Annotated in this window: 12 protein-coding genes and 1 tRNA gene; 5 read left to right on the top strand and 8 right to left on the bottom strand. The window is 69.6% G+C overall.

Annotated elements, in window-relative coordinates; translation table 11 throughout:
- Positions 1-7: 7 nt before the first annotated feature.
- Complete coding sequence (locus AC2IPW_RS02585; RefSeq protein ID WP_054373134.1) at positions 8-484, bottom strand: GatB/YqeY domain-containing protein; 477 nt, start codon at positions 482-484, stop codon at positions 8-10.
- A gap of 65 nt (positions 485-549) precedes the next feature.
- Here AC2IPW_RS02585 and AC2IPW_RS02580 point away from each other — a divergent pair, with 65 nt between their 5' ends.
- The 3 genes from AC2IPW_RS02580 (at position 550) to AC2IPW_RS02570 (ending at position 2,752) form a co-directional block, all read left to right on the top strand.
- The gene (locus AC2IPW_RS02580) at positions 550-1,503 is read left to right on the top strand and encodes a metallophosphoesterase (RefSeq protein ID WP_486376216.1); all 954 of its coding nucleotides are present in this window, start codon (positions 550-552) and stop codon (positions 1,501-1,503) included.
- 54 nt (positions 1,504-1,557) lie between these two features.
- Positions 1,558-1,631, top strand: a tRNA-Pro gene (locus tag AC2IPW_RS02575).
- Between the two features lie 101 nt (positions 1,632-1,732).
- Positions 1,733-2,752: an ABC transporter substrate-binding protein gene (locus AC2IPW_RS02570; protein WP_486376215.1), complete on the top strand. Its 1,020-nt coding sequence runs from the start codon at positions 1,733-1,735 to the stop codon at positions 2,750-2,752.
- Between the two features lie 6 nt (positions 2,753-2,758).
- On the opposite strand, the gene AC2IPW_RS02565 is transcribed toward AC2IPW_RS02570, so the two are convergent.
- The 7 genes from AC2IPW_RS02565 to AC2IPW_RS02535 form a co-directional block, all read right to left on the bottom strand.
- Positions 2,759-3,496: a maleylpyruvate isomerase family mycothiol-dependent enzyme gene (locus tag AC2IPW_RS02565; RefSeq protein WP_450119485.1), complete on the bottom strand. Its 738-nt coding sequence runs from the start codon at positions 3,494-3,496 to the stop codon at positions 2,759-2,761.
- Positions 3,497-3,545: 49 nt separating this feature from the next.
- A complete protein-coding gene (locus tag AC2IPW_RS02560; RefSeq protein WP_450119486.1) occupies positions 3,546-4,994 on the bottom strand; it encodes a family 43 glycosylhydrolase in 1,449 nt (482 codons plus the stop codon).
- 126 nt (positions 4,995-5,120) lie between these two features.
- The gene (locus AC2IPW_RS02555) at positions 5,121-6,896 is read right to left on the bottom strand and encodes a cholesterol oxidase substrate-binding domain-containing protein (protein ID WP_486376214.1); all 1,776 of its coding nucleotides are present in this window, start codon (positions 6,894-6,896) and stop codon (positions 5,121-5,123) included.
- 87 nt (positions 6,897-6,983) lie between these two features.
- Positions 6,984-7,793: a metal-dependent hydrolase gene (locus AC2IPW_RS02550; RefSeq protein WP_003935288.1), complete on the bottom strand. Its 810-nt coding sequence runs from the start codon at positions 7,791-7,793 to the stop codon at positions 6,984-6,986.
- Between the two features lie 155 nt (positions 7,794-7,948).
- Positions 7,949-8,422 (bottom strand): Dps family protein, encoded by a 474-nt coding sequence (locus AC2IPW_RS02545; protein ID WP_003935289.1) that lies wholly within the window; start codon positions 8,420-8,422, stop codon positions 7,949-7,951.
- A 295-nt stretch (positions 8,423-8,717) separates the two neighbouring features.
- Positions 8,718-10,178, bottom strand: a complete 1,461-nt coding sequence (locus AC2IPW_RS02540) for a catalase (protein ID WP_371383729.1) — start codon at positions 10,176-10,178, stop codon at positions 8,718-8,720.
- A 76-nt stretch (positions 10,179-10,254) separates the two neighbouring features.
- Positions 10,255-10,686: a Fur family transcriptional regulator gene (locus tag AC2IPW_RS02535; protein ID WP_289377562.1), complete on the bottom strand. Its 432-nt coding sequence runs from the start codon at positions 10,684-10,686 to the stop codon at positions 10,255-10,257.
- Between the two features lie 134 nt (positions 10,687-10,820).
- Here AC2IPW_RS02535 and AC2IPW_RS02530 point away from each other — a divergent pair, with 134 nt between their 5' ends.
- Together AC2IPW_RS02530 and AC2IPW_RS02525 are read left to right on the top strand one after the other, a co-directional pair.
- Positions 10,821-11,615, top strand: coding sequence for a DUF5602 domain-containing protein (locus AC2IPW_RS02530; protein WP_124258499.1), 795 nt, complete (start codon positions 10,821-10,823; stop codon positions 11,613-11,615).
- Between the two features lie 2 nt (positions 11,616-11,617).
- Positions 11,618-12,415 carry a DUF5602 domain-containing protein gene (locus AC2IPW_RS02525; RefSeq protein ID WP_003935293.1) on the top strand — a complete coding sequence of 266 codons (798 nt, stop codon included), beginning with the start codon at positions 11,618-11,620 and terminating at the stop codon, positions 12,413-12,415.
- The last annotated feature ends 2 nt before the right edge of the window (positions 12,416-12,417 follow it).

The raw sequence follows: 12,417 nt of genomic DNA, 5'->3' as shown, positions 1-12,417 counted from the left end.
CCGTCGTCTACAGGCGCGACTTGACGGCGGCGGACAGGCGCTTGCCGTCGGTCTTCCCGGCGGCGATCGCGGTCGCCGCCTTCATGACCTGACCCATCTGCCGCGGCCCCGGCCGCTCCCCGATCTCCTCGGCGACCTGGGCGATGGCGGTGTCCACCACGTCGGCCAGTTCAGCGTCGGTGAGCGGGGTCGGCAGGTACTCGTCGATGATGCGGGCCTCGGCGTGCTCCTTGGCGGCCAGCTCTCCGCGGCCGTTCTCGGTGTACACCTCGGCAGCCTCGCCGCGCTTCTTCGCTTCGCGCGCGAGCACCTTCACGACTTCCTCGTCGGTGAGATCGCGTGCCTGCTTGCCGGCGACTTCTTCGGTCTGCACGGCGGCGAGCAGCATGCGCAGCGTGTTGGTGCGCAGCGAATCCTTGTCCTTCATCGCGGACGTGAGGTCGGCGCGGAGCGTGGCTTTGAGCGAGGACGTGGTCTCGGACATGCCTCGACGCTACGCGGTGCCCTGCGAACCCGTGCGCGGACGAGCCCCGGCGGTACGCTGGAGACGTGCCAGACGTTCCCATTCTCCGACGTGCCGCGATCGGCGCGGCCGGTGCCGCTGTTCTCGGCCTCGGCTATGCGACGCTCGTCGAACGCAACGCCTTCGCTCTGCGGGAGGTGACGCTGCCGGTGCTCGCGCCGGATGCCTCGACGCTGCGCGTGCTGCACCTGAGCGACATCCACATGACGCCCGGGCAGCGGCTCAAGCAGAACTGGCTTCGCGAACTCGATCGCCTCGAACCCGACCTGGTGATCAACACCGGCGACAACCTCGCGCACCCGAAGGCGGTCCCCGCCGTCGTGCAGGCGCTCGGCGGTCTGCTCGCCCGGCCGGGGTTGTTCGTCTTCGGCAGCAACGACTACTTCGGGCCGCGGGTGAAGAACCCGCTGAAGTACTTCGACCGCGACCACGAGCGCGTGCACGGCGCGCCGCTGCCCTGGAGCGATCTGCGCGCCGCGTTCAGCGAGCGCGGCTGGCTCGACGTCACGCACGTGCGACGCGAGCTCGAGATCGCCGGGGTGCGCATCAGCGCGGCCGGTGTCGACGACCCGCACATCGACCGGGACCGGTACGACACCGTCGCCGGTCCCGCGAATCCGGCGGCGGATCTGCGGCTGGGGCTGACCCACTCGCCCGAACCGCGGGTGCTGGACCGGTTCGCGGACGACGGATACGACCTGGTGATGGCGGGCCATACCCACGGTGGTCAGTTGTGCCTGCCACTGGTCGGCGCGCTGGTGACCAACTGCGGGCTGGACCGGTCGCGGGTCAAGGGACCGTCGCGCTGGGGGTCGCACATGCGGTTGCACGTCTCGGCGGGCATCGGCACGTCACCGACGGCACCCGCCCGGTTCTGGTGCCGTCCCGAGGCGACGCTGCTGACGCTCGTTCCGGCGCCGCGGGAGCAGGTTCGAAGCACCGCGGACGCGGGTACCCGTAGTACGTTTTCGCCGCACTGACCAGGCGATTTAACCGTCAACCCCATCGTGCTGTAAGCTGACCGAGGTTCGAAACGGGGTGTGGCGCAGCTTGGTAGCGCGCTTCGTTCGGGACGAAGAGGTCGTGGGTTCGAATCCCGCCACCCCGACTCGTGAAGAACATCGAAGGACCCTCTCCACTCACGGAGAGGGTCCTTTCGTTTTGCGGGGGTGCCGAGACCGGACTCGTGGGTGAGGGTAGCCTCCCCTCATGCATCAGCTCGGACATCTCTGCCGCCGCACCGCTGCGGCCCTGCTCGTCACCTTCACCGTCGCCGCATGCGGCGGGGCGGCCGAGTCCACCCGCGACACCGGCGCCGGCAACGCCGACGTGGCCACCGGGGGCCGGCTCTTCGCCACAGCGGACGAGGCGACGGCGGAACTCGGCAGCGACGCGGCACCCGGACAGTTCCCTCGGGTCGTCACCCACGCCGCCGGTGAGACGACGCTCGCAGCCGAGCCGCAGCGGGTAGTCGTGCTCGACGGCGGCGAGCTCGACGACGTCCTCTCCCTCGGCCTCACGCCCGTCGGCATCGCCAGTCCCGAGGGCGCCGCGGAGCAGCCGTCGTATCTGGCGGACCGGCTCACCGACGTGGCCGACGTGGGCACGATCAACAACCTCGATCTCGAGGCCATCGGCGCGCTGCGACCGGATCTGATTCTCGGCAGCAAGCTGCGCGCAGACAAGATGTACTCGCAGCTGTCTGCCATCGCCCCGACCGTCTTCTCGATCCGCCCCGGCTTCCCGTGGAAGGAGAACTTCCTGCTCGTCGCGGACGCACTCGGCAGGGAGGAGAAGGCGGAGTCCGTTCTGAACGACTACCAGACCCGCGCCGACGAGGTGCGGGAGTCGATCCAGGGCGATCCGAGCATCTCGCTGGTGCGGTTCATGTCCGGCAGGATCCGCTTGTACGGGAACCTCTCGTTCATCGGGGTCATCCTGCAGGACGTCGGGTTGCGGCGGCCGCCGGTCCAGGACCTCGACGAGCTCGCCGCCGAGGTCAGCCCGGAAACAATCACGGAGGCAGACGGCGACTGGATCTTCTATTCGAGCTACGGCCGGGAAACCGACGAGGCGGCCGTGGTCGGCGGCCCCCTGTGGTCGAGCCTTCCAGCCGTGCGGCAGGGACGCGCGGTCGCGGTGAGCGACGAGACGTGGTTCCTCGCCCTCGGCCCGACCGGCGCGATGCTCGTTCTCGACGACCTCGAACGGTTGCTCGCACGGCAGTGACCGGCGTCAGATCCGCACCTCGTCGCGCCATCGGGTCAGCAGAGCGGCGTCACCGGACACGTCGAATTGCCCGAGGGACGCGCGGTTCCACAGCAGGAGCAGCAGATCCGACGCCCGTCCGCGCACTGTGACGTCTCCTGCAGCATGGGTGGGCACCAGGGTCGGCCCGTCGGCCGTGAAGGTGATCGTCCATTCGCCCTCCACCGCGGGGTCGGTCGCGTGCAGGTGCATCGTCCTCCCCGATCGCGACAGCGAGCCGGCACTGTCCACCCCACCGAGGGCACGGAACGGGAGCAGTACCCCGAAGAGTTCGTCGATGCCTTCGACGGCCAGCGCGGTCTCCACGGGCGTGGTGCCCACACCTGCGGCGAGCTCGACGTCGATCCGGTGCAGCGCGGTCTCGACGGCCATGCGACGAACCCAGAACGACGCCGGCTGCGGTCCGGCGAAGGTCTGCTCCTCCCCGTGTGGGTCGGCCGCCTGCACGGCCTCGGTCAGCTCGTCGAGTCCGTCCCGCACCCACGGGAGGACGGCGGCGCCGGCCGGAGCCGGTGGGATCTCGGTGCGACGGCCGGCCCGCAGCCAGGCTGCCGCGTTCCGGTGCACGCGGCCGACGTGCCCGGCGAGCCGTTCGACGGACCACCGCGGGCACGTCGGGACCGGCCGGTCGAGCCGGCCTCCACCGACGGCGAGCAGCCGCTCGGTGTCCGCGCGCAGCAGCTTCAGGTAGGACGCTCGATCCACGCCTCGATTATGCGGCGAGGGCACCTGGTTTCCCGCCGGAGCGCCCCTCTCAGCGCGCCGTCTCGCGCACGCGCAGTGTCACCACGTCGACCGGCTCCCCGACGTCCGAGAGCCCGTCGGACTTGCGCGCGGTGACGGCGCCGAACTCGACGATCTCCCCGCCGTGGGTGCCGGCGAACGCGTACAGACCGTACGTGCCGTTCGCCGCACCGTCGCTCACCGTGAACGCGATCCGCTCCTCGAGGGTTTCCCCCGCCGCCAGGTCGACGTCGATCGGGTCCAGGACCGGCTCGCCTTCCTCGCCGTTCGGGCGGACCGCGCCGGCCCACACCTGCCCTGTGTAGGGCGCATCGTCGGGCGCTTCGACCAGCAGGGTGGCCTCGATCACCCCACCGGATGCGGGCAGCTTCGTGGACGTGTCCGCGGTCAGGGAGACGCGCACGGGCAGATCCGTTCGGGGAACGGCGGGACGGGTCGACGACGGGGAGCCGTCGCCGATCTCGGGCCAGCCGTTGGCCCACACGATGCGGTCGATCATGCCTTCCCGCCGTTGAGCGCCGCTGGGCAACTGGAGATCGTCGCGGGGGATCGCGTGGTAGACGATCCAGTCGTCGCCGGCGTCGTCCGTGACCACCGTGTTGTGCCCGGGCCCTGCCCACGGGTCGCTGCCGGCCAGGATGAGCGCGCCGCCGCCCCCGTCGAGATCGTCGCCCTTGCGGTCGACGTACGGGCCGGTCAACGACTCGGACCGGCCGACGAGCACCCGGTACGCGGTGTCGGCGCCGTTGCAGCAGTGGCCGGAGGAGAGGAACAGGTAGTAGTAACCGTCGCGATACTCGACGTGCGGCCCCTCGAAGCGTTCGTCCGCGACCCGGACCGGTTCGCCGGCAGGCGCGGTTCCCTCCGCATTCAGCGGGATGGCATAGACGCCTTTGAAATTGCCGACGAACATCGTCTTCGTCGTGCCGTCGTCCCAGACGAACGGATCGATCGTGCCCTGGACTCCGACGTCCTCGGCGCAGAACACGGGACGACCCAGGTCGGTCCAGGGGCCGGCCGGTCCGGGGGCGGTGGCGAGACCGATGCACGGATTCGCGCCGTCCGGGAGCGCGTAGTAGAGGCTGTAGCCGGAGTCCGACTCGATCACGTGGGGGGCCCAGACGTAGTTGTCCGCCGGGTGCCAGCCGGGAATCTCGGAGAAGACGTCGTCGACGAACTTCCAGTCGGTGAGGTCGAAGGACGTGAAGACGGACATCCCTCGCAGTCCTTGCCCGTCGCCCCAGTCGTCGCCCGTGGTGTACATGTAGTAGGCCCCGTCGGAGGCGCGCACGATGCTGGGGTCGGCCGCCACCGGTTCGACGATCGGGTTCGCCGCGGCCGACGGCGCCGGGGCGATCAGGCAGGCGAGCAGCGCTGCAGCGGCGGCGGATCCCCGACGGACGTGGCGTCGCGCCGCGTGTGTGCCTCCTGCGTTCTTCCCCGTCTCGAACTTCCGCACGTCGCTCCCACCGTCGCACTCACATGGAACGGGGCAAATGTATACGGATGTGACTGATGTGAGAGTTGTGAACGGCGGAAGCCGCCGTATCGAAACCGAACCGTGCCCTCCGATCGGTCCCGGGCCTCACCCCGGCGGCAGCAACCGATCGAGGAATCCGTTGGTGAACACCCGGTGCGGGTCGTGCCGGTCGAACGACGCGCGCGCCGCGTCCCAGCCCTCGTCGGCGGACAGCCCCGTGCGGTACATCGCCGGAACGACCTCACCGAGGAACCTCGGATCCCGGTACCCACCCTCCGCGTCGAATGCCCATCCCTTCGACCACTCCGACCGGAAGGTCGCGTAGTCACCGGAGTAGTGGTCGGCCATCCACTGCTCCATCTCCTGGAAGAAGGCGGACTGTCCCGCGGTGCCGGGAACGGAGACGACGTTCATCCAGATGGCCGTGTCCCAGTCGGGCCGGTCGGGACGGGGCCGCACGGCCGACAGGTTCGGCGCGCCCGCCGACTCGACGAGCACCTCCGACTGATCGTCGACGGTGCACAGCCGCACCTCGAACGGCATGTTGACCGGGTACTGCCCGAGTGAGGCGTAGTGGGTCATCCGTTCGTGCAGCCAGGTGGTGAACTCGTGGATGACGCGGGCGATGTTCGCGCGCCGCGTGAGGACCACCCCACCGCCGGCGACGACGCGCAGCGTGGTGGCCCGCAGATAGAACAGCAGGTCCTTCGACCAGCCCCACAGGTCGGCGGTGCCGGTGGCGGCGAGACCGGCGGCGACGGCACCGAACTGGGCGGCGCCGAATGCCGGGGTGGCGGCCTGCATCCCGCTCGCCACCTGACCGAGAGGCGTGGTGACCTCCTCGGGGATGCTGTCGGAGAAGAAGTAGTTGTACGGGCCGTGCACCTCGCGCGCGGTCGACGGCTTCTCGGGGCACACCGACCAGATCTTCAACCACGGCGTCCGGGTGAAGGGGAACCAGATCGCCTCGACGCGGCCGGACTCCTCGACGAACCGCTCGAAGGTGCGTCCCGGAGCGCCGGGCGGGGCGAACAGTTCCTGCCACGGCACGTCGGTGAAACTCTGGCAGCGCAGCCGGTAGTTGGCCCCGGCCTGCAGGGTCACCGAGGTGACGAAGCTGCGGCCCAGGTGGGCGAGCAGGGGCGTGATCTCGGGTTCGGACCGACGGAACTCCCGTAGTTCGTAGGCCCCGGCGGCGGCGTTCCACACGACGGCGGTGAGTGCGACGACGAGGTTCGACAGGGAGCCGAACGACTGGCCGGGGATCGCCCGCTCCCCCGCGGCCGGGTAGGTGGCGCCGTGCGCGCCGATCGACAGCGCTCCGGCGATGGTGATGTCGCCGATGGCGGGCGCATTGGCCCAGCCGAGGCCGTGCCGCTCCAGCGCGGTGAGGATCGACTCGATGCTCGCGCCCGCGCCGGCGGTGACGGTGGCGGGCGTTCCCGCGGGGTCGACGGTGACGGAGTTCAGGTGTGCCATCGTGTCGATCAGCACGATCTTCTCGACGCTCTCGCCGGGCACGACGGTCAGCGGGCTCCAGCTGTGCATGGTGCCGCGCGGGCGGACGCGGTAGCCGTGGGAGCGGGCCCAGTCGGCGATGCGCACGACGTCGTGCGCATCGCGCGCGGTGGCGGTCCACACCGCGTCGAAGTGGATCGTCCGGGCCCAGTTCTCGAAGCGCTGCTGGGCCAGCGGGATATCCGCGGGGAACGCGGGGGGCGCCGGAATGGTGGCGCGCGGATCACCGACCGGGACGGCGCCGGCGGGTTTCCAGGCGAGACCGGTCAATCCCACGGCGCCGGCGGCGCCGAGGAAGCCTCGTCGACTGAGGGGCGTGGTGGAGACGGGGGTGCCGTCCGTCCGGGCGTCGCGGGCTTTCACCGGGCAGGGCTCCGATCTGGCGAGAGGCAGAAACAGAGCAAAAATAGAACACGTTCCCTTTCGATGCCAGTGGTTCCGGAATCCGCGTCAGCTGCCCGCGCGCGACACCCCGACGGCTTCGCGCAGGAGTTCGGGCGCGCCGTCGATCGACCACACCGCCATCGCGACCGCGGCGATCGTCAGCGCCGGGCCGAGGATCGCCAGCTCGAACGCGCCGCCGGCGCGGATGGCGAGGAACCCGGGCATCCTGATCTCCCACCAGCGCTCACCCCGCCAGGGCACGAACGGCGCGAGGAACGGGATACCCTCCTTGGTGACGGCGTCGCCGAGGCAGTGCGTCGCGCACCCGAGCGCCACCGCCACCCCGAGGCCCACCGAACCCACCTCGCCGGGGAACCAGTTCCACATGAGCACCGACAGCACCGCCGAGGTCGCGGTCACCACGAGCCACCCGTTGCGCTTGGCCCAGCCGTCCGCGAGCCCGCGCAGCGCCAGGCCGAGCGTGACGAACAGGACGGCGACGACCGCGACCCGGTCGAACCGGGCGACGAGCATGGACACCCCCGCCCCCAGCAGGGCCGCGAACAGGGCCGTGTGCGTCAGCGTGCGATGGCCGCCCCGGCGGCTGCGGTCACGGCGGCCTTTGGTGAGCGTGTAGTAGCCGAGCGAGAGGTTGTCGATGCCGCGCGCCGCCACCTGACTGACCGGCCCGAAGGACCGCGCCACCGTCGACTGGGGGGTGTCGAGATCCGGCAGCAGGGCGGAGCCGGCACAGACCGCGGCGAACGCGAAGGTCTCCGCCGTGGAGGCGGGCCCACCCCACTCCGGGGGCAGCACGTCGGCGACGAGGAGGCCGACCAGCGCCCCGGACACCGCGTGGGTAGGACCCATGACCATCGCTGCAGGCACCTTTCGATCGGAGAACGGACCGGTGCCAACGTAGCAATCACATCCGACACTTCAGTAACACAGGTGTTCGATCGCCCGGAGTGCTCGCCGGAGCGCACGAAGGGCCACCCGCGGGAACGGGTGGCCCTGACGGATGTGCCGGCTCAGGCGAGCTGGGCCTGCCACATCCAGTGCGTCTGCTCGAGACCGGCGGTCTGGGCGATGAGCAGGTCCTGCGTGACCGGGTCCGCCTCGTCCGTCGCCGCGATGCGCTCACGCAGGCGGCCGATGACGGCCGACAGATTGTCGGTGATGGACGCGACGACCTGCTCGTCCTTGGTCCAGCCCGCGCCGAATCCCTTGGTGCCCGAGTCCTGGGCGACGGTCGTGGCCCGTCCGTCCGGGCTGACGCCGATCGCCGTGAGTCGCTCCGCCACCTCGTCGGTGTAGGTCCGGGCGGCTGTGACGATCTCGTCAAGGGCGAGGTGCAGGCTGCGGAACTGCGGGCCGACGACGTTCCAGTGCGCCTGCTTGGCGATCAGGCTCAGGTCGATCATGTCGACCAGGGTGCCCTGGAGGGCGTCCCCCGCGATCTTCTGCTGCTCCGGATTCAGCGTGCTGGTGATCGGTCCGGTCATGATCCGAGCTCCTATCCGTGTCGATGTGCGTCCCGGCGGCGACGGATGTCGCGCCGGCCGTGCTTCGGACATACTCCCCTGGTTCAACGCCCGAGGCGGTGACCCGGTTCCCTGGGGCCGCAGGCAACGAAGTGGACACGGGATTCCCTGTTTCCGGAGTGTCCGTGGCGGCCGTGCCCCCGTGGGCGGATGATGGAGGAAGAATCCACACCGAGGGAGGACAGAGAGATGCAGACGGTCGTCGTGTGGATACTGGCCACCCTCCTCTACTGGTGGGGCCTGCTCTGACGCGCGGTCAGGCCCGGCCCGACCGAACGCCCTCCTCGACCTTCTTTCCGAGGTCCGTGTCGACGTTCGACCAGTATTCGAAGATCCGGTCGTACAACGCCTCCGAAGTTCCGCCGAGGATGTGTCCGACGATGTTGCCCACAAGCCGCTCCCGGGCGGCGTCGTCGAGCACCTCGCGCACGAGCGTGCCGGCCTGACCGAAGTCGTCGTCCTCGGCATGCCGGACGTAGCCGGCCCGTACCGCCTCGGTGCCGAACTCCCACCGGCCTTCGTCGCCGGCCACCCGCGGGTCGGCGTGCGGGCCGCCGAAGCTGTTCGGCGCATACACCGGGGTGCCCGGGTCGTTGAACGAGTACCGCATCGCGCCGTCCTGCGAGTACGAGTTCACCTCGTTCTTCGGCGCGTTGACCGGCAGCTGCGCGTGGTTCGCTCCGATGCGGTAGCGGTGCGCGTCGGCGTAGGAGAACACCCGGCCGAGCAGCATCTTGTCCGGCGACAGGCCGATGCCCGGCACGATGTTCGACGGCGCGAACGCGGCTTGCTCGATCTCGGCGAAGAAGTTGCGCGGGTTGCGATTCAACGTCCAGGTGCCGACCTCGATCAGCGGGTAGTCGCGCTGGGACCACACCTTGGTCAGGTCGAACGGGTTGAAGCGATACCCCTCCGCTTCGGCCACGGGCATGATCTGCACCTTCAGCGTCCAGCTGGGGAACTCGCCCCGCTCGATCGCGTCGTGGAGGTCGGCGCGATGGTAGTCCGGGTCGGTACCGGCGAGCCGGTCGGCTTCGGCCTGGGTGAGGAATTCGATGCCCTGGTTCGTCTTGAAGTGGTACTTGACCCAGAACCGCTCACCTCCGGCGTTGACCCACTGGTAGGTGTGGGAGCCGAAACCGTCCATGTGGCGCCAGGTTCGGGGGATGCCCCGGTCGCCCATCAGCCATGTCACCTGGTGCGCGCTCTCGGGACGCAGCGTCCAGAAGTCCCACTGCATGGTGTGGTCGCGCAGTCCCGAGCCGGGCAGCCGCTTCTGGGAGTGGATGAAGTCGGGGAACTTGATGGGGTCCTTGACGAAGAACACCGGGGTGTTGTTGCCGACGAGGTCGTAGTTGCCGTCCTCGGTGTAGAACTTCACCGCGAACCCGCGCGGGTCACGCCACGTGTCGGGGCTACCCTGCTCCCCGGCCACCGTCGAGAACCGCACGAGGGATTCGGTTCTCGCGCCGGGCTGGAACAGCTTCGCCGCGGTGTACGCGCTGACGTCGTTCGTGACGACGAGTTCGCCGAACGCGCCGCCGCCCTTGGCGTGCACGACACGCTCCGGGACCCGCTCCCGGTTGAACTGGGCGAGCTTCTCGATCAGGTAATGGTCGTGCAGCAGGATGGGGCCCTGCGTTCCGGCGGTGAGCGATTCGTTGTCGCTCGCGACGGGGATGCCGACGGCGGTCGTGGTGGGGCGGGGATTCGTCATGGTGGTCCTCCTGAGGAAGGGTGCACGTCACGACACCGCGGGGTGCGGTGCGATTGGAGGGAGAAGCGTTGCGTAACTATGATTCTCGACAGTCGGGGCACAAACCCCAGAACGTCACTTCCGCCTCGTCGACGGTGTATCCGTGATCGTCCGAGGGCTCGAGGCACGGGGCCGCTCCGACGGCGCAGTCGATATCGGTCACCGCACCGCAGTTGCGGCACACCAGGTGGTGGTGGTTGTCGCCGATCCTGGTCTCGTACCGGGCGGGCGAGCCGGCGGGTTCGATGCGGCGCAGGAGCCCGGCTCCGACGCACGCCTTGAGCACGTCGTAGACCGCCTGCGTGGAGACGGAACCGAGTTCGCTCCGCACCGCGGCCGCGATCTCGTCGGCATCGGAATGCGGGTGTGCGGCAACCGCACCGAGCACGGCAACGCGCGGAGCGGTCACCCGCAGACCCGCGGCGCGCAGTTGCGCCCGGGTATCGACAGGCTCGTCCGTTCGGTGCATGACCCCAGTATGCCCCCAATCTGGAATTAGTCAAGAAAAGGACCGGATCGGTGCGCGCACGATCCTCCGATTCCACACAACTGACCCCTCGGTGCGGTCTACCCTGCTTCTCAGCCCACCGGAAGAGGTCCGCCATGCGCACCATCCCGATTTCTCGCGCCTCCGGGATCGCGATCGCGGCCGGCACCGCGCTCACGCTGCTGCTCGGCTGCTCCAGCGGCTCCGACTCGGAGCCCTACTCCTACGGGCCCACCGTCGACGTCGGCGACGGCACCGCGCGGACCTATGTCGAGACGGGCGACGACGGCACCCCCCGGGCGATCGGGCTGCGCTTCTCGGCGACGGCACTCGACGGGCTCGCCGACGTCCTCGAGGTGCACACGCTCGAGTTCCCGGCCGAGGCGGACGAGACCGCCTTCGACCACCTGACCCTGGACTGGAACCCGCACGGGCACGAACCGGTGGGATTGTTCGACCAGCCCCACTTCGACATCCACTTCTACATGATCCCGGCCGAGAAGGTCGACGAGATCGACCCGGCTGCACCGGGATACGCCGAGGCGGCGGCCAACATGCCCGAGCCTCGGTACATGCCTGCCGACTACGTTCCCGCCGGCCCGCCCGAGATGGCGCTCGTCCCGCAGATGGGGATGCACTGGGTCGACGGCACCCTGCCGATCGCACCCGGACAGTACGACTTCACCCAGATCCTCATCGAGGGATCCTGGGACGGCGAATGGACGTTCGTCGAACCGATGATGACCCGCGAATGGCTGCTCACCCGGCCCACCGTCGACGAACCGGTGAAGCAGCCGGAGGCCTATCAGCAGAGTGCGTACTACCCCACCACCTACTCGGTGAGCTTCGACGACCAGGAGCAGGAGTACGTCGTCGAACTCGGTGGCCTCACCATGCGAGAGGAGTCGTGACAGTGGTGCGTCTTCGCACGTTCGCGGTGCTCGGAGTCGTCGGTGCGACGGCGACGACGACAGTGCTCGTCCTCGGCTCGGCGGCCGGCGCCCAGGGTTCCACGGCCCTCGACGGCCCGCCGCACCCGGTCGGCAACGGATCGGCCCACACGTACGTCACCGTCGGCCCCGACGGCGCTCCCACCGCGATCGGCGTCCGCCTCGACGCCGCCGCGCTCGACGGCCTCACGAGCGGTCTGCTGCCCACCACCGAGGCCTACGTCCTCGACGTGCCTGCCGGGGCGCCCGACACCGTCGTCGACCACGTCACGCTGGACTGGAACTCGCACGGCCACAATCCCGAGCACGGGTTCGACCAGCCGCACTTCGACGTGCATTTCTACCTCGTGGACACCGCGACGGTGGAATCGATCCACCCGTTCGTCCCCGGCTATCTCGAGCGGGCCGCGAAGCTGCCGGACCCGAAGTACCTGCCGGAAGGCTACGCACCGTCGGACCCCCAGCCGATTCTCGGCACCGTCGCCAAGATGGGACTGCACTGGCTCGACACCACCGAGCCGCACGGGCACTTCACGGAAACGGTCCTGCAGGGTTCGTGGGACGGCCGGCACATCTTCATCGAGCCGATGATGACCAGGGACTGGCTGGCCTCCCGGCCCGACCTGCACGAGGACCTGCGCCAGCCGAGCGCGTACCAGCAGTCCGGCTACTACCCCACCACCTACTCCGTGACGTGGGACGACACGGCCGGACAGTACGTCGTCGAGCTCGGCGGGCTCACGATGCGTGAGGCGTCGTGAGC

The organism is Rhodococcus sp. NS-SX18, assembly GCF_057367935.1.
This window is presented reverse-complemented; position numbering and strand designations above follow the sequence as displayed.

Coding starts and splice junctions, on each gene's coding strand:
- AC2IPW_RS02585 (WP_054373134.1), bottom strand. CDS start 484: ATGTCCGAGACCACGTCCTCGCTCAAAGCCACGCTCCGCGCCGACCTC.
- AC2IPW_RS02570 (WP_486376215.1), top strand. CDS start 1,733: ATGCATCAGCTCGGACATCTCTGCCGCCGCACCGCTGCGGCCCTGCTC.
- AC2IPW_RS02550 (WP_003935288.1), bottom strand. CDS start 7,793: ATGGTCATGGGTCCTACCCACGCGGTGTCCGGGGCGCTGGTCGGCCTC.
- AC2IPW_RS02545 (WP_003935289.1), bottom strand. CDS start 8,422: ATGACCGGACCGATCACCAGCACGCTGAATCCGGAGCAGCAGAAGATC.
- AC2IPW_RS02540 (WP_371383729.1), bottom strand. CDS start 10,178: ATGACGAATCCCCGCCCCACCACGACCGCCGTCGGCATCCCCGTCGCG.
- AC2IPW_RS02535 (WP_289377562.1), bottom strand. CDS start 10,686: ATGCACCGAACGGACGAGCCTGTCGATACCCGGGCGCAACTGCGCGCC.
- AC2IPW_RS02530 (WP_124258499.1), top strand. CDS start 10,821: ATGCGCACCATCCCGATTTCTCGCGCCTCCGGGATCGCGATCGCGGCC.